This window comes from Rhodococcus sp. 320_ES (genome assembly GCF_059691855.1).
Map to the genome: position 1 here is coordinate 48,865 of NZ_JCAWAG010000006.1, position 20,811 is coordinate 69,675.

The following is a 20,811-nucleotide window of genomic DNA, read 5'->3' on the forward strand; positions in this document are numbered from 1 at the left end:
CGTTCGCGGGTGCCTAGACTCGGGCCATGGCCGGTATCGACACACCACTGACACCGCTTCGCTTCCTCGGACGCGCCCTGGAGGTGTACCCGGACAAGGTCGCCGTGATCGACGGCGACCGAACGTTCACGTACTCCGAGTTCGCCGCACTGGTCACGCGGTTCGCGCACGCGATTCGCGCGTCCGGGGTGGCGGAAGGTGATCGCGTCGCCTTCATCGCCTCGAACTCCGCCGAACTGCTCGCCGCACACTATGCGGTTCCGCTGGCGAAGGCCGTGCTGGTCGCCATCAACACCCGGCTCTCCGCGGAAGAGATGCAGTACATCTGCGACCATTCCGGCGCCGTCATGTTGGCCGGCGACGGCGCCCTGCTACCCGACGTGTCGTTCCAGACCGTCCGGGAGATCGTCGAAACCCCCAGCCCCAGCGGTGAATTCACCGGTGCCGCCGTACCGTTCTCGGACGTTCTGGCCCGCGGGTGCGACGACCCGATCCCCTGGGAAGTCGACGACGAGACCGCGACGATCACCATCAACTACACCTCCGGCACCACCGGCCGACCCAAGGGCGTCATGTACACCCACCGCGGCGCCTACCTCAACTCCCTCGGCGAGCTGCACCATCAGGGCTTCGGGGTCGACACGACGTATCTGTGGTCGCTGCCGATGTTCCACTGCAACGGGTGGTGCACCACGTGGGCCGTGACCGCCGCCTCGGGCACCCACGTGTGTCTGCGCGCCGTCCGCGGCGACGTCATGTGGGACCTGATCGACACCCTCGGCGTCGATCACCTCTGTGGCGCACCGACAGTGCTCACCACGTTGGCGACGGCACCGGAGGCGCACGCCCTGGAGCGGCCGCTCACCATCGTGACCGCCGGCGCACCTCCCAGCCCGACGATCATCGGCAAGATCCGTTCTCTCGGAGCCACTCTCGTGCACGTCTACGGCCTCACCGAGACGTACGGTCCCTACTCGGTGTGCGAGGAGAAGCCTGAGTGGAAGGACCTGGACGACGACGAACAGGCGACGCGACTGGCGCGTCAGGGCGTCGGCCTCCTCACCGCCGACCATCTGCGCGTGGTCCGCAAGGACGAACTCCCCCTCGTCGACGTGGCACGCGACGGCGTCGAGATGGGTGAGATCGTGATGCGCGGCAACAACGTCATGAAGGGCTACTACGACGATTCCGAGGGCACCGCAACGGCTTTCGCAGGCGGCTGGTTCCATTCCGGTGACCTCGGCGTCATGCACCCCGACGGGTACGTCCAACTTCTCGACCGGGCGAAGGACGTCGTGATCTCCGGTGGCGAGAACATCTCCACGATCGAGGTCGAGCAAGCGCTCGCCAGTCATCCCGCGGTAGCCGACGTCGCCGTTGTCGGTGTGCCCGACGACAAGTGGGGCGAGCGGCCGAAGGCCTTCGTGGTGCTGACGTCGGGCTCGGACGCCACCGCCGAGGACCTGGTCGCACACGTGATGTCGAAGATCGCTGCGTACAAGGCGCCCGGTGCGGTGGATTTCGTCGTCGAGCTGCCGAAGACGTCGACGGGCAAGATCCGCAAGAAGGAACTGCGCGATGCAGAGTGGGCCTCGAGTGCCCGTCGGATCCAGGGTTAACATCTGTCTCGAGATCCCCTTTCTGAGATCCCACTACTGAGGAGCACGATTTTGGACAAGCTCGGAGTCATCGGCGGCGGAACCATGGGGGCGGGCATCGCGGAAGTCGCCGCCCGAGCGGGGTCGACGGTTCTCGTCCTCGAGCGCGACGAGGAGGCGGCCGACGCGGCGGTGGCGCGCATCGAGAAATCGCTTGCGCGGGCAGTGAAGTCGGGTCGACTCGACGACAACGCGTCGGCGGAAGCACTGGGACGTATCACTGTGACCACCACGATCGAGGACTTCGCCGATCGCGAGCTCGTCATCGAAGCTGCGCCGGAGATTCTCTCGCTCAAGACGGAGTTCTTCTCCAAGCTCGACGCGATCGTCGGACCGGACACCATTCTGGCCACCAACACCTCGTCGATCCCGGTGATCAAGCTGGCCAACGCGACGAAGAACCCGCAGCGAGTGGTCGGTGTGCACTTCTTCAATCCGGTGCCGGTGCTGCCGCTCGTGGAGATCGTCGTCTCGCTCAAGACGGACCCCGCAGTGGTCGAGAAGGTCACCACGTACGCGCGGGAGACGTTGGGCAAGAAGACGATCGAGTCCAAGGACCAGGCGGGCTTCATCGTCAACGCGTTGCTGATTCCGTACCTGTGCTCGGCGATCCGCATGTTCGAGAGCGGGTTCGCCAGCGCGGAGGACATCGACGAGGGCATGGTCAGCGGCTGCGCCCACCCGATGGGACCGCTGCGCCTCACCGACACCGTCGGCCTGGACGTCACCCTCGCGGTGGCCGAATCGCTGTACGCGGAGTTCCGTGAGCAGCAGTACGCTCCGCCGGTGTTGTTGCAGCGCATGGTCGATGCGGGCTATCTGGGGCGCAAGACCGGCAAGGGGTTCTACACCTACTGATGGGCGGTCAGGGGGGAGCAGAACTGCAGCGCCGACTGGGGGTTGGCGATTCTGTCGTGATCGGGCTGGGCGCCATGATCGCGTCGGGCATTTTCGTGGCGCTCGGTCCGGCGGCCGCCGCGGCCGGTGGTGGGTTGTTCGTCGCGCTGGCGGTGGCCGCGGTGGTCGCGTACTGCAATGCGTCGTCGTCGGCGCGGTTGGCGGCGCTGTACCCGCAGTCCGGGGGCACCTACGTCTACGGGCGCGAGCGTCTGGGGCCGTTCTGGGGTTACCTGGCCGGGTGGGGATTCGTGGTCGGCAAGACGGCGTCCTGCGCGGCGATGGCGTTGACCGTCGGCAACTACGCGTGGCCGCAGCAGGCGAACCTCGTTGCGGTGGTGGCGGTTCTGCTGGTGACGGCGGTCGACTACGTGGGTGTGCAGAAGTCTGCGGTGCTCGCACGTGTCATTCTGGCGGTCGTTCTGGCGGTCCTCGCGATGGTGGTGATCCTGAGCATCGTCGGTAGCGCCGCGACGGCCTCGCCGGCGCAGTCACATGGCGTCCACGGAATCGTGCAGGGCGCCGGCCTGCTGTTCTTCGCCTTCGCGGGCTACGCGCGCATCGCCACGCTCGGTGAAGAGGTACGCGATCCGCAGCGCACCATCCCGCGCGCAATTCCGATCGCGCTGGCGGTGACGTTCGTGGTCTATGCGGCGGTGACGGCGGCAGTGGTGCACACGCTGGGCGTCGACACGCTCGCGTCGGCTACGGATGCGCTGGCGCAGACGGTGCGCTCGGCGGGCTTCGACGGACTCGACACGGTGGTGCGCGTCGGTGCCGTGGTCGCGGCGGTGGGATCGTTGCTGTCGCTGCTTCTCGGAGTGTCGCGCACGACGTTCGCCATGGCCAGGGACGGTCACCTGCCCGGCACGTTGGCCGCGGTCCATCCTCGGTTCGGTGGACCGCACCACGCGGAGGTGGCGACCGGCATCGTCGTCGCCGTGATTGCCGGGACGGTGGACGTGCGACAGGCCATCGGTTTCTCGTCGTTCGCGGTGTTGACCTACTACCTCGTCGCGAACCTGTCGGCGTGGACGTTGTCGGCGCGGATTCGGGATCGGGTGGTTCCCCTGGTGGGAGCACTCGGCTGCGTCGTGCTCGCCGTGTTCCTACCGGCCGTGTCCGTCGTCACGGGTGCCGCGGTCCTGCTGGTGGGTGCGCTGGCCTACGCCGCGACCCGCTCGCGCTCCCGATAGACCGCGTTCCCGACAGACCTCCGGGCCCATCGGGAACGCGTTCGATCAACCGAGATCGGCGACCAGGCGCTCGGCCAGCGGCTTCGTCGATGCCGGGTTCTGCCCGGTGTAGACCTTGCGGTCGACGACGATGTGCGGGCCCCACGCCTCACCGGAGGTGAACGATCCGCCGCCGTCGCGAAGACGGTCCTCGAGCAGCCACGGCGCCTTGTCGGCCAACCCTGCCTGCGTCTCCTCTTCGTTGGTGAAGCCGGTGACGTCGTACCCGGAGAACGCCCACGATCCGTCGGCGTTGGTCGCGGGGAGCAGCGCTGCCGGGGCGTGGCAGACCGCGGAGACCACCTTGTCGCTGCTCAGGAAGTCGACGACGAGTGCGCCGAACTCCTTCGACACCGCGAGGTCCTCCATCGGGCCGTGACCGCCGGGAACGAAGACCACGTCGAAGTCGGACGCCTTCTGATCCTCGAGCTTGGCCGGAGAGGCCAGCACGGAGTCGATCTTCTGCAGGTACGCCTTCTGGTCGGCCACCTTGTCGGCGTCCCCACCGTTGGCGTCGACGGCGAGGGAGCCCTCGTCGACGGTCGGTTTGACTCCGCCCGGCGTGGCCACGGTGATGTCCCAGCCGGCGTCGGCGAAGGTGCGGTGCGATTCGACCAGCTCCTCGGCCCAGAAGCCGGTGGGGTGCTTCGTCCCGTCCTTCAGCGTCCAGTGGTCCGCTCCGGTAACTGCGAACAGTAATTTCGTCATGTGTCGATTCCTCTCGTAGACAACGCAGTCGGGTACCCCACACGCGGCCGCGCGAACCGTCCTTGTGGATTACCCGGTGACACCGACCCGAACGTCCGGGGCGCCGAGCCGAGCGGCGTCGGCCGTCTCGTCGTCGGGCTGTGACTGTGAATCACGTTCGGCCGCAACGCGCTTGCGGTAGTGCTCGACCTCGTCGGCGATGTGGTCGTCCGACCAGCCGAGCACCGGTGCCACCAGAGCGGCAACCTCGGACGCGGCGGCCTCACCGCGGTCGTCGAGCTCGATCGACACGCGGATGCGCCGGGTGAGGATGTCGTCGAGGTGTTGCGCGCCTTCGTGACTGGCCGCGTACACCGCTTCGGCCTTGAGGTAGCCCGGCGCACTCGTGAGCGGTTCCCCCAGTGCCGGATTCTCCTCGATCAGCGCGAGAACCTCACCGGTCAGGGTTCCGTATCGGCCCAGCAGATGCTCCATCCGCCCGACGCGAATACCGGCGCGCTCGGCGGCGAGTTGGCGCGCGTTCCACGCACCGTAGTAGCCGTCTGCGCCGACGAGCGGAATCTTCTCGGTCACGCAGTCCGGTACCCGGCGGTCCAGGTTGTGGACCGCGGAATCGACTGCGTCCTTTGCCATCACGCGGTAGGTGGTGTACTTGCCACCAGCGATGACGGTCAGTCCACGTACCGGCGACGACACCGCGTGCTCGCGCGAGAGCGTGCTGGTCGAGTCGGACTCGCCGTAGAGCAGGGGGCGTAGGCCGGCGTAGACACCGACGACGTCCTTGTGGTCCAACTCGTCCTGCAGCAACTTGTTCACGTGGGAGAGGATGTAGTCGATGTCGCTCTTGCTGGCCGCGGGATGCGCCAGGTCGAGCTTCCAGTCGGTGTCGGTGGTGCCGATGATCCAGTGACTTCCCCACGGAATGACGAACAGCAACGACTTCTCGGTGCGCGTGATGATGCCGGTGGAGGAGTTGATGCGGTTGCGCGGGACCACCAGGTGCACGCCCTTCGACGCGCGGACCTGGAATTGCCCTCTGCCGCCGACCATCTGCTGGATCTCGTCGGTCCAGACGCCCGCTGCGTTGATGACCTGCTTGGCCTGGATCTCGAACGAGTCACCGGACTCGAGGTCCGTCGCGATCACTCCCACCACACGGTCCTCCTCCCGGAGGAAACCCGTCACGCGGACGCTGTTGGCGCACAGTGCGCCGTAGGACGCCGCGGTGCGGGCGATCATCATGGTGTGGCGTGCGTCGTCGACCTGGCCCTCGTAGAACCGGACGGCGCCGCGGATGGCGGACCGCTTGCCCGACGGGAAGGACTCGAGCGTCTTCTTCTTGCCCAGGTGCCGGTGGTGCGAGGGAACGCCGCGTCCCGCTCCCATCACGTCGTAGACGCCGATGCCGAGGCCCACGTACGGGCGGTCGATTAGCTTCTCGAGCGGGTAAATGAAGGGCACGGGGCGCGCTAGGTGCGGGCACAGTTCGTTCAGAACCAGCGAGCGCTCCTTCAGCGCCTCGAACACCAACGCGAAGTTGAATTGTTCGAGGTACCGCAGACCGCCGTGGAAGAGCTTGCTGGACCGACTCGACGTTCCCGCCGCGTAGTCGCGCGCCTCGACCAAACCGGTCTTGAGACCGCGGGTCACGGCGTCGAGGGCGGCGCCGGTGCCCACGACGCCTCCGCCGATCACGAGGACGTCCATCTCCTCGGACGCGAGGCGACGGAGCGCCTCGGTTCGCGCCTGTGGACTGAGAGCTGTTGTGGTGGAACTCATTCGGCATCGACCCAATCGAGTGTTCGTGTGACGGCTTTCTTCCAACCGGCGTACAGCTTCTCGCGCTGCCCCTCGTCCATGGACGGCGTCCACGTCTTGTCCTCGGCCCAGTTCTCGCGGATGTCGTCCTCGCCCTGCCAGAATCCGACAGCGAGGCCGGCTGCGTACGCAGCTCCCAGTGCCGTGGTTTCGGCAACGACCGGCCGGACGACATCGACGTTCAGGATGTCCGACTGGAACTGCATGAGAAGCTCGTTCACCACCATACCTCCGTCGACCTTGAGAACCTCGAGGTCGACTCCCGAATCGGCGTTCATGGCCTCGATGACCTCGCGGGTCTGGTAAGCCGTGGCCTCGAGCACGGCGCGCGCGAGATGGCCCTTGTTGACGAATCGAGTCAGTCCGACGATCGCGCCGCGCGCATCGCTGCGCCAGTGCGGGGCGAACAGACCGGAGAACGCGGGCACGAAGTAGGCGCCGCCGTTGTCGTCGACCGACTTGGCGTCCGTCTCGATATCGGCTGCGGTGGAGATCATTCCGAGGTTGTCGCGCAGCCATTGCACCAACGATCCGGTGACGGCGATCGAACCTTCGAGGGCGTAGACCGTCGGCTGGTCGCCGATCTTGTAGCAGACCGTGGTGAGCAGACCGTTCTTGCTCATGACCTTCTCTGTACCGGTGTTCAGCAACACGAAATTGCCTGTGCCGTACGTGTTCTTTGCCTCACCCGGTGAGAGGCAGGCCTGACCGAACGTCGCGGCCTGCTGGTCGCCGAGGATGCCCGCGATGGGGACACCGCTCAGCGAACCGCGCTCGCGCACGTTGCCGTACACCTCGGAGGAACTGCGGATCTCGGGAAGCATCGACATCGGAATACCCATGTCGGCGCAGATGCTCTCGTCCCACGAGAGGGTGTCGAGGTCCATGAGCAAGGTGCGCGATGCGTTGGTCGGGTCCGTGTAGTGCAGTCCGCCGTCGACGCCGCCGGTCATGTTCCACAGCACCCACGTGTCCATGTTGCCGAAGCACAGCTCGCCCGCGTCGGCCTTCTCCTGCGCGCCGTCGACGTTGTCGAGCACCCACTTCACCTTGGGTCCCGAGAAGTACGTGGCAAGAGGCAATCCCGTTGTGGCGGTGTACTTGTTGGCGTCGCCGCCGCCGAGCTTGGTGACGATGCGGTCGGTGCGGGTGTCCTGCCACACGATGGCGTTGTAGACCGGCTTGCCCGTTGCGCGCTCCCACACCAGCGCGGTCTCGCGCTGGTTGGTGATGCCGACGGCGGCGATGTCGTTCGGCCGAAGGTCGGCCTTGGCCAGAGCGGCAGCGGTGACGCTACGGACGTTCTCCCATATTTCTTCGGCGTCGTGCTCGACCCAACCGGCCTGCGGGAAGATCTGCTTGTGTTCCTTCTGATCGACCGACACGACGGTGCCACCGTGGTCGAAGATCATGCATCGCGTCGAGGTGGTGCCCTGGTCGATCGCTGCGACGTAACGAGTTTCGCTCATCGGTGTGTCCCCTTGTCGTTGGCTGCGTTGTCGTTGGCTGCGCTGTCGTCGGCCGGGAGGCGGCCTGGTTCTCGATCTTCGTCCGAATCGTCCTCGGGCGGCAGGAAACGGCCCACGAGGTTGTCATAGAGCAGTACGCCGATGGGCCCGCCGATCAGGGGTCCGACGATGGGAACCCAGAAGTAGAGGCTGCCGTACTGATCGCGCCATGCCCCACCGTATCCCGTGATGTAGGAGGCGAGCCGAGGTCCGAGGTCACGCGCCGGGTTGATGGCGTAGCCGGCGTTGGTGCCCCATGCGAAGCCGATCGCCACGACGATCAGTCCGATGATCAGCGGCGCCATGTTCGCCAGCGGCGGGCTGTTGCGGGTGTCGGTGACCGCCACGATCAGGAACAGCAGGATTGCCGTGCCGATGATCTGGTCGATGAGGGCCGATTGGAGGCTGACGGGCAAGGTGCCGTTGCCGGGGAGCGTCGAGAAGATGGTCTGCGTCGCGGTGGTGTGTCCGGGATCGATGGCGTTGATCATGTCGTTGTAGTTCCACCGCACGATCAGCGCGGCGACGAACGCGCCCACGAACTGCGCCACGACGTACGGCGCGACCTTCGACCACGAGAACCCGCGGAACAACGCGAGCGAGAGTGTGACCGCCGGATTCAGATGCGCCCCGGTGGCGCGGCCGGCCACGTAGACGCCGAACATGACGCCGAGGCCCCACGCCCAGGCGATGGAATCGTGCCCGCCGAGGCTGCCGGCCTCACCGCCCGAGACGACCTGCGCCACGACGCCGGCACCGAACAGAATCAAGATCATCGTTCCTGCGAACTCGGCTGCCATCTCCGCCGGCAGGCCCCATTTCGCGACCTTCGTCGCCATATCTCCCTCTTCCCTAGACATGTGATCCAGGCCATAGCCAGGCCCGAAATCCACGGTAGACGGCTTGCACTTCGTCACAAAGCCCGTGCACGTATGTGCAGAATGTGACGGACTCCAATGGAATGTGTGTCGAGGTGTGCTCTAGCGTGACCGAGGTGGCACTACTCGAGCACGACCCTCCGAACGCCGGCGATCCGCGCACGGCAGATGCACTTCGAGCGTCCAGGCTCTACTTTTTCCAGGACCTGACGATGGCTGCGATCGGACGAGAACTCGGCGTCTCCCGATCGACCGTGTCGCGATTGATCAGCTTCGCGCGCACATCCGGTCTCGTCGAAATCAAGATCAGCACGGCACTCGGTCAGGCGCCGGGAATCGAGCGAGCCTTCGCGGACCGGTACGGAGTCCGCGCACACGTGGTCCCGGTCGCCGAGACCGTCAGCGACATCGAGCGGCTCGATCGCGTCACCATGTTCGCCGGCCGGCTCCTCACCACCTTCTTCGGATCGAACATGGTGATGGGCGTGGCCTGGGGAACGACGATCAGCGCGATGAGCAGGCAGCTGGCCCCGAAGCGAACGCACAACTCGCATGTGGTGCAGCTGAACGGAGCCGCGAACACCCGCACGACGGGAGTGTCCTACGCGACGGACATCGTGCGCGCCGTCGCCGATGCGTACGGCGCTCTACCACAGGGCTTTCCGGTACCCGCCTTCTTCGACTACCCCGAGACGCGACGGATGCTGTGGCGTGAACGCAGCATCAAACGCGTTCTCGATCTTCAGGATCGGATGGATCTCGCCGTGTTCGGCATCGGCGCTCACGGCGGGCCGGTGCCCAGTCACGTGCACAGCGCCGGGTACCTCGAGCGCAGCGACCTCGACGAGTTGGCCCGCGACGGTGTCATCGGAGACATCGCCACCGTCTTCTTCCGCGCCGACGGAAGCTACCGAGGCATCTCTCTGAACGAGCGATCGAGCGGACCGAGCCTGGACCGACTCAAGGCCGTGCCGCGCAGAGTGTGCATCGTGACGGGAGAGAACAAGATCGGTGCGTTGCGCGGCGCCCTCGCCGGCGGCCTGATCACCGACCTCGTGATGGACGACCTCAGTGCGGCAACGCTTCTCTCACAGACCTAGTCCTCTAAAACCTAGTCCTCGAGCAGCCGGCGGAACTTGCTGGCGTGGAAGACGATCGGATCGATGTCCGTCGACACCGACAGCGCGTTGATCCGCAACAGCACGATGGCGTGGTCGCCGGCGGGCACCTCTTGGGTCACGGTGGTGTCGAGCCACGCGCCGGCTCCTCCGATGAAGATCGCTCCCTCTTCGGTCGTCTCGGTGGTGAGACCTTCGAACCGATCGCCGGTCTTGGAGGCGAGGGTGCGCACGGCGACGTCGTGGGATTCCCCGAGCACGCTCACCCCGATGTTGCCGGCGGACGCGAACTTCGGCCACGTGGTGGAGGTGTTCTGAACGCAGAACGCCACCAGCGGCGGATCGATGGACACCGGGACGAAGCTGCTGGCCGCAAGGCCCACGGGCACCCCGTCGATCAGGGCGGCGATCGCGACGACACCCGTCGGGAACGTTCCGTAGGCCTGACGCAGCGAAGCCGGGTCCAGATCGGCGTTGATGGACGGCATGGGAGTCACTCGCACCTCACGATCGGCACCGGGTCGTACTTCACGGTGCGGGTGTTTCTGGACAGTTCGGCCCCGGATGCCGCGTCGCGGACGATCCGAGTGTCGCTGGCGGTGAAGCCGTTCGACCCACTCGATGCGACGCACTGATCGCCGCGGGGCAACCGAATGGTCTCCGGGGTGGTCGGTTTCGTTCGGGGGCCGGTGATCGATTCGACGTCCACGGTCTTGGTTCCCCACAACCGCACCGTGACGTCCGACGACGTCGCGACGGCATCGATCAGCACTCCGGTGGTTGCCGGGTTTCGGAACTTCAGGTCGATGGCGCCTTCGAAGATCGTCGCCTCGCGCGCTTCGGGATAGCGCGAAATGTAATAGCTGTGTTCGGTGTGTTCGACGTCGTCCATACCCGCGAAGTACCCCGCGTTGTACAGCGTGGTCGCGAGCTGAGAGATGCCGCCGCCCACCGCACGCTGCGGCCGGCCGTCGTCGATGATCCCCGACTCGACGAAGCCGCGGTCGGTACCGCGCGGACCGGTGTAGTCGTTGAACGAGAACGTGGCCCCCGGCAGCACGAGCGCACCGTTGATCAACTCAGCGGCCAACCGAATGTTCACACCCGACGCGTATTCGAAACCGCCCGTGGTGAATTCGCCAATCACCTCGTTGACGCCCAAGCCCTCGGCCGCGTCGGTGGTGAGCGCGGGAGGCGTCGCACCGTACTGCGCGGGAGCCGACCGGTTGTCGGTCGTCAGTAGATCGGGCAGCGCCTCGAGTGTCGCCGGCCACTGCACCGTGTACCCGTCGACGCTGGGAACGACGGTCGGTCGGCCCGTCTCGAGCGAGAACCGGGCGTCGACGGGTCGACGTTCGGTCGGGGCCAGCTGCGGAGCGAGGATGGCCGTCGCGGCGTCGGTGTTGTACGACGGCGTGAGGCCGCCCTCGCCGTCCGGGGCGAAGGACAGGAGGGCGCCCACCTGATCGGGGGCGAGCGTGGCGGTCGAACCGTTCTCGCCGGTGATCGTGATCGGCGCCGAGACAGCAGGTTCGGCGACGTCTCGAAGGGCCGACTCGATTCCGTCGTTCGTCACCGTCACCGCAGTAGTCGAGACCGGAAGGTCGACGGGGCTGCCCGACGCCCAGTCGCGGGTCAGCGCGCCCTTGGCTCCGGGGGCGTCGAGCACTCGACCTGCCTGTGGGTCGACCGCTCTCGGCGACGCACCGTCGAACACGATCGCGCCTTCGACCGGTTCGCGATCGGTGACCGGTCGCAGCCCTTCGACCGCGGCGGTGAGCGCTGCGTCGTCGACGGTGGACACGACACCGATCTCACGATGCGTGAACAGAGATGCGATGCGGGTGAACGGCGAAACAGGCTGCGCGCCAGCGCGATCGAGCGTCGCGGTCCAGTCGATCTGCAGACCTGCCGCCGCCGGAACGATCTCACCGGTGGCGCCGGCGGCAACGACGGTGACGAGCTGGTCCACTCGGGGTCCGACCGCCGCGCGCAGCTCGGATTCGGCGTCGGTGAAGCTCTTGCCGCCGACCTGGACGCCGGCGACGGTGACACCGCGGGGAACGCGATCGAAGGAGGTCACCCAGTCGACGGTGTACGCGGCGGCGCAGACGACGAACACCGCACCGACGCCCAGGGCGATCTTGCGCCGCCCCGACAGCTTCGAAGTTTCCGGGGGCGGCGTGGGGATCGCCTGCGTGTCCTGCTCGGCGATCGAGGCAGCATCCTCGTTCGTCTCGCTCACGCGACCCGTCCCCACTCCATGAACCCAGACTATCGGTTCGGCGCCGAACGCTCCGCTCGCGCGGGTACGTACGGCCTTCTCGCCGAATACGTACGCACAAAGGCTCCGCACCTCTGCCGGGTCGGGGGTCAGGCAGAAGTGCGGAGCCACTGGAAGTATCGCGTGCCATTGGTAGCCGTTACAACTTCTGCCGAAGTAAACGGAGTTGTTCATTCGATTGAATGAACAACTCGACAAAAGGTGCAGACCGAACAGCTGCGTATCCACTCTCCGGTGTCGAAGAAAAGCTGATATGCGGCCATTTGTGCCGGCAGGACCGGGTGTCCTGCGATCCATTTCACCTTCGATCGGGCACACAGCCCGATGTCCGATTCGTACAGTTGAAGGATGAGCGACGCATTCCGAGCCGCCGTCGGTCCGACCGATCAGCTTCTGGCTTCCCCCACCCCCGGCGAACTGGGCGGTGTCGCGGGTTGGGCCGTCGACATGATGGAGCGGATCGGGGGCCCCGGCGCGGGGATCGCCGTCGCGGTGGAGAACGTGTTCCCGCCGATCCCGAGCGAGATCATCCTGCCTCTCGCCGGCTTCACCGCGTCACAGGGCGGGATGACTCTTCTGAGCGCTCTGTTCTGGACCACGGCCGGATCCGTGTTCGGCGCGCTGGTGTTGTATTGGCTCGGCTACAAGTTCGGTCGGGACCGTACGTATGCGCTGATCGACCGAATTCCGTTCGTGGGCACCGAGTGGCTGAACAAGGCGGAAGCGTGGTTCCTCGATCACGGCCGCTCCGCGGTCTTCTTCGGGCGGATGATCCCCGTGGTCCGATCCGGTATCTCGGTTCCGGCCGGTGTATCACGCATGCCGCTTTCGCAATTCGCGCTCTACACGACCCTCGGCAGTCTCTTGTGGAATTCGATCTTCGTTCTCGCGGGTTACTTCCTCGGCGAGAACTGGCACTACGTCGAGCAATACGCGTCGACGTTCCAGTACGTCGTGATCGGACTGGTCGTCGTCGGCGTCGCCGCCCTGCTGATCAGGCGGCGAGCGCGGCAGGGCGACAGCGCCTGAGCTCAGGCGTCCCAGTCCACACGCTCGGCCATCTCGACGAGTTTGCGTCGACGAACGTCACTGGACTCACCGATCCACGCGATCATTCCGTAGACGTGAGCACGGAAGTCCGCCAAGCCCTCTCGGTTCTGTGCGGCAGCCCCGGTGGTCCGGGCGTTGTGTAGGAGCGCACGCAGATCGTCGTATCTGGCGCGAGGCACGGCGGCACTCTCGTTGACGACGAGCCCGGCCAGCACCTGGCGCCGATGGGAGCGGCGAATCGTCGTCTTGGCGTCGTTGACCGAAAACCCCTCGGCGCGAACGATTGTCGCCACGACGGTGATCAACCGGTCGACTCGGGTGTCCGCGGAGCCCGAGAAGGCGAGATCGTCCGCGTACCGGGTGTAGACGAGGCCGTTCTTGCGCGCAAACCCGGCAAGGCGCCGATCGAGCCTGCGCGCAACGAGATTGGCCAGTGCAGGCGAGGTGGGAGCGCCCTGCGGCAGGTGCGGCGCCCGCAGAGCTGCGGCTCGGTCGTGTGGCAGCCCGACCAATCGCGCCGCGGGAGTCTCGGTGGTGCAGATGCCGGCCAGTGTGCGTGCCACCGCGCGCGGATAGCCCGCTGCGGCGAACAGTGCCACCACTCGGGCGCGGCCGACGGAGGTGAAGAAGTCGGCCAGATCCATGCGCACCACGACGTCGGACCGCTCGTGCGGACGGGCGAAGGTGACAGCGCTGCGGCCGCTCACGAAACCGTGCGCGGCGTCGTGCGGAGGGATGCGGTTCAGCACGCGGGTGAGCACCCGTCGCTGCATCTCTCGCAGTCGTGGTTTGGGCACCTCCAGCAACCGGTACCCGTCACGTTTGTCGATGGTTCGAGTTCGGTAGTGCTGCAACGGATACGGCTTGGTCCGCAGCCAGCCGCCGAGGTCGGCGAACCACTCGAGTTCCCACGGGGTCACGTCGAGGGACCGAGCGAGTTCGACGTTGGTGGAGTACCGCGGGACCTCGAAATTCCACGACGGCGGGCGCGGTCGTGGGGGCAGCGGTGCTTCCTGGTCGTTCCGCAGGCTCCACTCCCGGCCAGGGAGGACGGGCATGCCCCGCAGCAAGGACTGCGCGCTTGCGGTGTCGAGAGGAGCCGACGGCATGAGGTCGAGGAGCCGGCTGACCAGCGCGTCGACGTCGTAGCGGTGTGAGAACGATTCCAGGGCTTCTTCGAGACCGGGCCGGCTCCACTGCGCGTCGACGAGAAGCCGAGCGATCCTCGGCGCGTACGCGTTCCACCACGGGACGATCACGATGGGACAGCGGAGCGGGTCGACCAGCTTCTTCCGTCCGCGGAGCAGCGCAGCACGCGGAGCGTGCACAACTGCTTCGGACGCAGTGATCGACGAAGGTGTTCGCCCCGGGGGTTACCCCCGAGATGGGCCTCGATGACGGCAGACCCGCTCTCGACCCGCATCCGCTGCACGGGCCAAGGTTACCGGAGCGAACGAGTTATCGGACAAAACAGACCGGAGTCGGGTCGGGACGATCGGCAGATCCGTACCCCTCGTACAAGACGGATCCGCCGACCGGTCGCCCCAACTCCGTGCGCGTCCTAGCGTTCGATGATCGCCGTGACGCCCTGTCCACCTGCGGCGCAGATCGAGATGAGTCCGCGGCCGGACCCCTTCTCCGCCAGCATCTTCGCGAGCGATGCGACGATGCGGCCGCCGGTGGCAGCAAATGGGTGGCCCGCTGCGAGCGAGCTTCCGTTGACATTCAGCTTGCTGCGATCGATCGATCCCAGCGCGCTGTCGAGTCCGAGACGGGTCTTGCAGTACTCGTCGCTCTCGAACGCCTGCAGCGTCGCGAGCACAACGGACGCGAACGCCTCGTGGATCTCGTAGTAATCGAAGTCCTGCAACGTCAGACCGTTGCGAGCCAGCAGGCGCGGAATGGCGTAGGTGGGCGCCATGAGCAGCCCGTCCTTGAAGGCCGCGTTGCCGTGGACGTAATCGACGGCGGCGGTCTCGGAGTCAACCAGGTGCGCCAGGACGGGCAGGTTGCGCTCGTCGGCCCACTCGTCCGTCGACAGCAGCACCGCGGACGCGCCGTCCGTGAGCGGCGTCGAGTTGCCCGCGGTCATCGTCGCGTCACCGAGCTTGTTGCCGAACACCGGCTTGAGCGTCGACAGCTTCTCCACCGTCGATCCGGGACGGAGGTTGTCGTCGCGGGTGAGGCCGAGGAAGGGCGTCACCAGGTCGTCGAAGAAGCCGCGGTCGTAGGCGGCAGCCATGTTCTTGTGGCTGGCGGCGGCCAGTTCGTCCTGGTCCTCACGGCGGATGCCGAATTCCTTCGACGTGATGGCGGCGTGCTCTCCCATCGACAGGCCCGTGCGGGGTTCACCGTTGCGCGGGATCTCGATACCGAGCATCGAAGGCCGCACGTTGGCGAGAAGCTTGAGGCGATCGGGGGTGCTCTTCGCGCGGTTGAGCGAGAGCAGGAACTCGCGCAGTTCGTTGTTTACGCCGATGGGTGCGTCGGACGTCGTGTCCACGCCGCCGCCGACGCCCACGTCGATCCGGCCGGACGCGATGCCGTCGCCGACCGCGATGACGGTCTGCAGGCCGGTGCCGCAGGCCTGACCGAGGTCGAAGGCGGGGGTGTACGGGCTGAGCGCGCTGCCCAGGACGACCTCGCGGGTCAGGTTGAAGTCGCGGCTGTGCTTGAGCACCGCGCCCGCGGCGACGAGCCCGAGACGCTCACCCTGCAGGTTGAAACGGCTGACCAGACCATCGACCGCGGCGGTCAGCATGTCCTGGTTGGAGGCACTCGCATACGCCTTGTCCGAGCGGGCGAACGGGATGCGGTTACCGCCGAGAATGGCGACGGGACGTTGCTGCTTGGTCACTTTTGCTCACTCCAAGGTAGTTAGCGAGGCGGTCTCGTGGACACTGATCTTACTCACGAGTAAGTTGCTTGTCGACACCGCTTGTGTGGAGCGGTTACACGTCCCGACACGAAGGTAGGAACAGTGGCAGCCTCAGGAGCCCCAGACCTCTACTCGCAGTTTCTGTCGTCCGCGCCCGGCGCGTTCATCGCCAAGCAGGCCGGGTTGCCCAAGCCCGAGGACCTGCGTCGATACAAGGCCGGCGAGCCGGCCCTGGCAGGACCGGTGCTCTTCGGCGGACACGGTCGACTGGTCGAGCCGCTGCGCGCGCTGCTCGCGGATTACCCCGTCGCCGAGCCGCACGACGACAAGTACGGCGCACTGGTCTTCGACGCCACCGGCATCACGAAGGTGGACGAGCTCGACCAGCTCTTCCAGTTCTTCCAGCCGGTGATTCGCAACCTTGCACGGTCGGCTCGCGTCGTCGTACTCGGAACCACCCCCGAAGAAACCTCCAGCGTCGACGAGCACATCGCTCAGCGCGCACTCGAAGGCTTCACCCGCAGCGTCGGCAAGGAAATCAAGCACGGCGCCACGTCGCAGCTCGTCTATGTCTCCGCCAAGGCCAAGACCGGCCTCTCGGGCGTCGAGTCGACGATGCGCTTCCTGCTCTCGGCCAAGTCCGCCTTCGTCGACGGTCAGGTCATCGCCGTCGGCGCCGACGACTCGGTTGCCCCCGCGTCGTGGGATCGCCCCCTCGAGGGCAAGGTCGCCGTCGTCACCGGCGCCGCGCGCGGCATCGGCGCCACGATCGCCGAGGTGTTCGCGCGTGACGGCGCCACCGTGATCTGCGCCGACATCCCCGCCGCCGGAGAAGCGTTGTCGCAGACAGCGAACAAGGTCGGTGGAACGTCCCTCGCACTCGACGTCACGGCCCCCGACGCCGGGGAGACACTGTCGAACTTCGTCAAGGAGCGTCACGGCGGACTCGACATCATCGTCCACAACGCCGGCATCACCCGCGACAAGACGCTCGCCAACATGGACGAGGGCCGCTGGGATTCGGTGATCAACGTCAACCTTGCTGCGCCGCAGCGCATCACGGAGAAGCTCGTCGAGACCGGCGCACTGCGTGAAGGTGGCCGCGTCATCGACGTCTCGTCGATCGCCGGTATCGCGGGCAACCGCGGACAGACCAACTACGGCACCTCGAAGGCCGGTGTCATCGGTCTCGTGCACGCCGAAGCTCCGGTACTCGCCAAGAAGGGCATCACGATCAACGCCGTGGCACCCGGATTCATCGAGACGGCCATGACCGCCGCGATCCCGTTCGTCACCCGCGAGGGCGGTCGGCGGATGAGTTCCCTGCTGCAGGGCGGTCAGACCGTCGACGTGGCCGAGACCATCGCCTACTTCGCGAGCCCGGCCTCCAATGCCGTGACCGGACAGGTCGTTCGCGTCTGCGGCCAGAGCCTGATCGGCGCATGACCGTGGGCAAAGTGGTCACTCTCAGCGAACCGCCGAAGATCCGCGACATCTACGCCAAAGCGGCACTCGCGGCTCTTCCGATCGTCGGCGGAACGCGAACCAAGAGCGTGCCGACGACGACGCTCGAGCTGAACGACGTCCGCGTCGATCGCGAGAACCTCGGTGCGTACGCCAAGGTCACCGGTCTGCGGTTCGCCGACGCTCTGCCCATCACGTACCCGTTCACGCTGGTGTTCCCCACCGTGATGAAGCTGATGGTGGGGGACGACTTCCCCTTCGCAGCAATCGGTTCCGTGCACGCGGAGAACGTCATCGAGTCGCTGCGGCCCATCTCGTTCTCCGAGCCACTGGATATTCGGGTGCACGCGGAGAACCTGCGCGAGCACCGCAAGGGCCTGATGATCGACGTGATCAGCGAGGTCAGCGTCGGTCGGGAACTCGTGTGGCGTCAGACGTCGACGTTCCTCTCGTTGCAGAAGACGTCGCTGTCCGGCGGTCCTCGCGAAGCTCCTCCGGCCGACGAGGTTCCGCCGCCGCCCACCTCGACCATGACCGTCGATCAGAAGACGATCAGCCGCTACGCGGCGGTGTCCGGTGACCGCAATCCGATCCACGTGTCCTCGCTCGGCGCCAAGGCGTTCGGTTTCCCGCGCACCATCGCTCACGGGATGTGGAGCGGCGCAGCGGTTCTCAGCACGGTGAGCGGCAAGATTCCCGACTCGGTCACGTACACGCTCAAGTTCGGCAAGCCGATCGTGTTGCCGGCCAAGATCAACGTGTACGCCGAGCGGGTCGGCGACAAGACAGGTCCGGGTTCGTGGGACCTGGCCATGAAGCACCCGAAGAAGGGTTACCCGTACCTGACGGGGACCTTGCGCTGACTACCCTTCTGTGCGCGAATTCCGCCCCTCGGGGGGCGGAATTCGCGCACAGCGGTTGTTCAAGCCCGCAGACCTCTCCAGGCCAGCTTCTCGAGCAGATCCACCGCCGCGTCCACTTTGATCTCGCCGCCCGCCACTCGGTCGGCGACAGCCTCGCCGGCACCGACCAGGGCCACGGCCATCAGCGGGAAGTTGTGGTCCGGGCCGGGATCTTTCGTGCTGGTTTCGAGAAGACTCGCCGTCAGATCGATCAATCGGTCGCGGCTGCTCTGCACCTGACCGGCAAAGGCCTGCTGGCCGATTGCCTGGCGGTACAACACCATCCACGACGACCGGTGCTCGTCGACGAACGTCAGAAATCCGGCCAGTGCGATGCGTAGCTGCTCACGAGGGGACAGCGTGGGGTCGCCCGCAGGCGTCATCGCCTCGACGAACTTGATTCCTTCACGCGCGATGCACGCGGCGAACAATTCGTCCTTGGAGCCGTAGTACAGGTAGAGCATCGGCTTCGAGATCTGAGCGCGGGACGCGATCGAGTCCATCGACGTGTCGTGAAAGCCGTTCTCGGAGAACACGTCCACGGCAGCGTCGAGCATCTGTTGCTCGCGTACGGCGCGAGGCAGCCGCTTGGTACCACCCGCCATCGAATCCTCCACCCACTCAACGATCCTCAGCGATCTTACTCGACGGTAAGATCGATGTCAGCAACCCTGCACGACGCCCTTCGCACGTGCGTTGGTCAGCACCGCCGCGTCCACACGGTCCTGCGTCAGCTCACCCGAGGCCACCACCTGCTCGAGGTGATCGAGCACCTGCGGAACATCGTCGGTGGTCAGCCACAGCGCCACGTCGGCGCCCGCAACCAGGGCTGCTTCGACGGCACGGTCGATCCCGAGGCGGCTGGTGATCGCGGCCATGCCGCTGAGGTCGTCGGTGAAGATCGGTCCGGTGAACGGCGGTGCGCCGTAACCGGTTCCGTCACGCAGCAGCGCCATCGCCTGTGGACTGATGCTGGCCGGAACACCCTCGGTGGTCAGTCCGGGGACGTCGAGGTGCCCGACCATGACACCGACGCCCGACGTCACCAGCGTGCGGTACGGCACCAGGTCCTTCGTCTTCAGCTCTTCGAGCGGCGGAACACTGACGGCTCCCGTGTGCGAATCACCCGAACTCGACCCGTGGCCGGGGAAGTGCTTGATGACGGGGAAGATTCCCGCGTCGCGCAGACCGCGCGCGTACGCATCGGCGTACTGCGTCACCACGGCGGGATCGTCGGAGTACGACCGGTCGCCGATCACCTCGTCGTCGTCCTGCGCACTGACGTCGACGACGGGGGCGAAGTCCACGGTGATCCCGAAGTTCTTCAGTCCGCGCCCACGTTCGAGCGCCATGTCGTAGGTCTGCTGCACCGTCATCGTCTGCGCCGTGACGCGCGCCGACGGGTCCTCACCCAGTAGATCGGCGACCCGCGAGACGCGTCCGCCCTCCTCGTCGATCGTGACCATCATCGGCACCGTCGACGCTGCCTGCGCCTGTGCGACGCCGCCGCTCGTGAGCATCGATTGATCCGTCCAGCTGCCGACGAAGATTCCGCCGACGCCTTCCGACCGGGCGATCTGCACCGCATCGTCCGTGCCCGTCACGCCGACCGTCAGCAGTTGGGCCAGTTTGCGCCGCAGGGTCATGCCGGCGAGGAGGGTTGTGCACGCGTTCGACGGCTCGGTGGTGGGGATCGCCGCCGGGGTGCTGACGGCTGGACTCTCGGCTACCGAGCTCTGGGCTACCGGGCTCTGGGCTACCGGGCTCTGGGCTACCGAGCCGCCATCGCTGCTGCAGGCTGTGGTCAGGACGAGCATTGCGGCGAGTACGGAGGACATTCTTCGGATCCGCATGACGATCGACGCTACAGGGCTAGAGTGCAGGCACATCCTGCCCGTGCTCAACTGTGGAGAAGAGCCCACCATGGCATGTGACGTAATGCTGATCGCCTACGACGGATCGGACAATGCGCGGCGCGCAGTCGAATATTCCGGCCGGTTTCTGCAGGCCAAGCGAGCGATCGTACTGACCGCCTGGGAGCCGATGGTGCGGCAGGCCGCACGCATGTCCGGCCTGTCCGGCGTGATGGGCCAGGAGTGGCTGCCCGACGATTCCGTCGAGGACGTCGCCCTGGCCGACGCCCAGGTCACCAACGCCGAGGGACTCGAGCTGGCCATGCGAGCCGGGCTGAACGCCGACGGTCGATGCGAGGAATCGCAGTCCGCGATCTGGACCACGATCGTCGAAGCAGCCGACGAGGTGAACGCCGACATCATCGTCACGGGCACTCGCGGGCGCACCGGGCTTCGTTCCCTCCTTCAATCTTCGGTCGCCGATCATGTGCTCAAGCACAGTCATCGGCCGGTCCTCATCGTGCCGCCGGGCAAGTAGCGAATCGGTGATAGTTTGACTC

At 66.3% G+C, this 20,811-nt stretch carries 18 protein-coding genes; 8 read left to right on the top strand and 10 right to left on the bottom strand.

Annotated features, from left to right (window positions below; all coding sequences use genetic code 11):
- Nucleotides 1-26 precede the first annotated feature (26 nt).
- From AC59JP_RS20820 to AC59JP_RS20830, 3 genes are read left to right on the top strand one after another with little or no spacing between them, the layout of a single operon-like run.
- Nucleotides 27-1,619, top strand: a complete 1,593-nt coding sequence (locus tag AC59JP_RS20820) for an AMP-binding protein (RefSeq protein ID WP_497327737.1) — start codon at nt 27-29, stop codon at nt 1,617-1,619.
- A 51-nt stretch (nt 1,620-1,670) separates the two neighbouring features.
- On the top strand, nt 1,671-2,516 hold the full coding sequence (locus AC59JP_RS20825; protein ID WP_497327738.1) for a 3-hydroxybutyryl-CoA dehydrogenase: 846 nt from the start codon (nt 1,671-1,673) through the stop codon (nt 2,514-2,516).
- On the top strand, nt 2,516-3,751 hold the full coding sequence (locus AC59JP_RS20830; protein ID WP_497327739.1) for an APC family permease: 1,236 nt from the start codon (nt 2,516-2,518) through the stop codon (nt 3,749-3,751). Before AC59JP_RS20825 ends, AC59JP_RS20830 begins: the two co-directional genes overlap by 1 nt.
- Before the next feature lie 45 nt (nt 3,752-3,796).
- On the opposite strand, the gene AC59JP_RS20835 is transcribed toward AC59JP_RS20830, so the two are convergent.
- The 4 genes from AC59JP_RS20835 to AC59JP_RS20850 form a co-directional block, all read right to left on the bottom strand.
- Complete coding sequence (locus AC59JP_RS20835) at nt 3,797-4,498, bottom strand: type 1 glutamine amidotransferase domain-containing protein (RefSeq protein ID WP_497327740.1); 702 nt, start codon at nt 4,496-4,498, stop codon at nt 3,797-3,799.
- A 69-nt stretch (nt 4,499-4,567) separates the two neighbouring features.
- Nucleotides 4,568-6,277: a glycerol-3-phosphate dehydrogenase/oxidase gene (locus tag AC59JP_RS20840; RefSeq protein ID WP_497327741.1), complete on the bottom strand. Its 1,710-nt coding sequence runs from the start codon at nt 6,275-6,277 to the stop codon at nt 4,568-4,570.
- A complete protein-coding gene (gene glpK / locus AC59JP_RS20845) occupies nt 6,274-7,785 on the bottom strand; it encodes a glycerol kinase GlpK (protein WP_497327742.1) in 1,512 nt (503 codons plus the stop codon). The genes AC59JP_RS20840 and glpK overlap by 4 nt, the downstream gene beginning before the upstream one ends.
- Nucleotides 7,782-8,663 carry an MIP/aquaporin family protein gene (locus tag AC59JP_RS20850; RefSeq protein ID WP_497327743.1) on the bottom strand — a complete coding sequence of 294 codons (882 nt, stop codon included), beginning with the start codon at nt 8,661-8,663 and terminating at the stop codon, nt 7,782-7,784. The genes glpK and AC59JP_RS20850 overlap by 4 nt, the downstream gene beginning before the upstream one ends.
- Before the next feature lie 146 nt (nt 8,664-8,809).
- Here AC59JP_RS20850 and AC59JP_RS20855 point away from each other — a divergent pair, with 146 nt between their 5' ends.
- Nucleotides 8,810-9,802, top strand: a complete 993-nt coding sequence (locus AC59JP_RS20855) for a sugar-binding transcriptional regulator (RefSeq protein WP_497327744.1) — start codon at nt 8,810-8,812, stop codon at nt 9,800-9,802.
- An 11-nt stretch (nt 9,803-9,813) separates the two neighbouring features.
- Here the strand turns inward: AC59JP_RS20855 and AC59JP_RS20860 are convergent, their stop codons facing one another.
- Both AC59JP_RS20860 and AC59JP_RS20865 read right to left on the bottom strand, forming a co-directional pair.
- On the bottom strand, nt 9,814-10,308 hold the full coding sequence (locus AC59JP_RS20860; RefSeq protein WP_497327924.1) for a flavin reductase family protein: 495 nt from the start codon (nt 10,306-10,308) through the stop codon (nt 9,814-9,816).
- Nucleotides 10,309-10,313: 5 nt separating this feature from the next.
- Nucleotides 10,314-12,065 carry a VanW family protein gene (locus AC59JP_RS20865; protein WP_497327746.1) on the bottom strand — a complete coding sequence of 584 codons (1,752 nt, stop codon included), beginning with the start codon at nt 12,063-12,065 and terminating at the stop codon, nt 10,314-10,316.
- A 387-nt stretch (nt 12,066-12,452) separates the two neighbouring features.
- Between AC59JP_RS20865 and AC59JP_RS20870 the strand changes: the two genes are divergently transcribed.
- Nucleotides 12,453-13,133, top strand: a complete 681-nt coding sequence (locus AC59JP_RS20870; RefSeq protein WP_497327747.1) for a DedA family protein — start codon at nt 12,453-12,455, stop codon at nt 13,131-13,133.
- Between the two features lie 2 nt (nt 13,134-13,135).
- Here the strand turns inward: AC59JP_RS20870 and AC59JP_RS20875 are convergent, their stop codons facing one another.
- Together AC59JP_RS20875 and AC59JP_RS20880 are read right to left on the bottom strand one after the other, a co-directional pair.
- The gene (locus AC59JP_RS20875; protein ID WP_497327748.1) at nt 13,136-14,482 is read right to left on the bottom strand and encodes a reverse transcriptase family protein; all 1,347 of its coding nucleotides are present in this window, start codon (nt 14,480-14,482) and stop codon (nt 13,136-13,138) included.
- Nucleotides 14,483-14,715: 233 nt separating this feature from the next.
- Nucleotides 14,716-16,011, bottom strand: coding sequence for an acetyl-CoA C-acetyltransferase (locus tag AC59JP_RS20880; RefSeq protein WP_497327749.1), 1,296 nt, complete (start codon nt 16,009-16,011; stop codon nt 14,716-14,718).
- A 123-nt stretch (nt 16,012-16,134) separates the two neighbouring features.
- On the opposite strand from AC59JP_RS20880, the gene AC59JP_RS20885 reads away from it, so the two are divergent.
- On the top strand, nt 16,135-17,478 hold the full coding sequence (locus AC59JP_RS20885; protein WP_497327750.1) for a 3-oxoacyl-ACP reductase: 1,344 nt from the start codon (nt 16,135-16,137) through the stop codon (nt 17,476-17,478).
- Nucleotides 17,475-18,359 carry a MaoC/PaaZ C-terminal domain-containing protein gene (locus tag AC59JP_RS20890; RefSeq protein ID WP_497327751.1) on the top strand — a complete coding sequence of 295 codons (885 nt, stop codon included), beginning with the start codon at nt 17,475-17,477 and terminating at the stop codon, nt 18,357-18,359. Before AC59JP_RS20885 ends, AC59JP_RS20890 begins: the two co-directional genes overlap by 4 nt.
- 59 nt (nt 18,360-18,418) lie before the next feature.
- Here AC59JP_RS20890 and AC59JP_RS20895 read toward each other — a convergent pair whose 3' ends face one another.
- Together AC59JP_RS20895 and AC59JP_RS20900 are read right to left on the bottom strand one after the other, a co-directional pair.
- Entirely contained in the window at nt 18,419-19,003 is a 585-nt protein-coding gene (locus AC59JP_RS20895) for a TetR/AcrR family transcriptional regulator (protein WP_497327752.1), read from the bottom strand.
- 57 nt (nt 19,004-19,060) lie between these two features.
- The gene (locus AC59JP_RS20900; RefSeq protein ID WP_497327753.1) at nt 19,061-20,251 is read right to left on the bottom strand and encodes a glycoside hydrolase family 3 N-terminal domain-containing protein; all 1,191 of its coding nucleotides are present in this window, start codon (nt 20,249-20,251) and stop codon (nt 19,061-19,063) included.
- Between the two features lie 70 nt (nt 20,252-20,321).
- On the opposite strand from AC59JP_RS20900, the gene AC59JP_RS20905 reads away from it, so the two are divergent.
- Nucleotides 20,322-20,789: a universal stress protein gene (locus AC59JP_RS20905; protein ID WP_497327754.1), complete on the top strand. Its 468-nt coding sequence runs from the start codon at nt 20,322-20,324 to the stop codon at nt 20,787-20,789.
- Nucleotides 20,790-20,811: the final 22 nt, after the last annotated feature.

What these genes read in the sequence shown, in the direction of transcription:
- AC59JP_RS20905 (WP_497327754.1), top strand. Translation starts at nt 20,322, where the DNA reads ATGGCATGTGACGTAATGCTGATCGCCTACGACGGATCGGACAATGCG.
- AC59JP_RS20895 (WP_497327752.1), bottom strand. Translation starts at nt 19,003, where the DNA reads ATGGCGGGTGGTACCAAGCGGCTGCCTCGCGCCGTACGCGAGCAACAG.
- AC59JP_RS20850 (WP_497327743.1), bottom strand. Translation starts at nt 8,663, where the DNA reads ATGGCGACGAAGGTCGCGAAATGGGGCCTGCCGGCGGAGATGGCAGCC.
- AC59JP_RS20900 (WP_497327753.1), bottom strand. Translation starts at nt 20,251, where the DNA reads ATGCGGATCCGAAGAATGTCCTCCGTACTCGCCGCAATGCTCGTCCTG.
- AC59JP_RS20860 (WP_497327924.1), bottom strand. Translation starts at nt 10,308, where the DNA reads ATGCCGTCCATCAACGCCGATCTGGACCCGGCTTCGCTGCGTCAGGCC.
- AC59JP_RS20820 (WP_497327737.1), top strand. Translation starts at nt 27, where the DNA reads ATGGCCGGTATCGACACACCACTGACACCGCTTCGCTTCCTCGGACGC.
- AC59JP_RS20830 (WP_497327739.1), top strand. Translation starts at nt 2,516, where the DNA reads ATGGGCGGTCAGGGGGGAGCAGAACTGCAGCGCCGACTGGGGGTTGGC.
- AC59JP_RS20840 (WP_497327741.1), bottom strand. Translation starts at nt 6,277, where the DNA reads ATGAGTTCCACCACAACAGCTCTCAGTCCACAGGCGCGAACCGAGGCG.
- AC59JP_RS20890 (WP_497327751.1), top strand. Translation starts at nt 17,475, where the DNA reads ATGACCGTGGGCAAAGTGGTCACTCTCAGCGAACCGCCGAAGATCCGC.
- glpK (WP_497327742.1), bottom strand. Translation starts at nt 7,785, where the DNA reads ATGAGCGAAACTCGTTACGTCGCAGCGATCGACCAGGGCACCACCTCG.
- AC59JP_RS20870 (WP_497327747.1), top strand. Translation starts at nt 12,453, where the DNA reads ATGAGCGACGCATTCCGAGCCGCCGTCGGTCCGACCGATCAGCTTCTG.
- AC59JP_RS20835 (WP_497327740.1), bottom strand. Translation starts at nt 4,498, where the DNA reads ATGACGAAATTACTGTTCGCAGTTACCGGAGCGGACCACTGGACGCTG.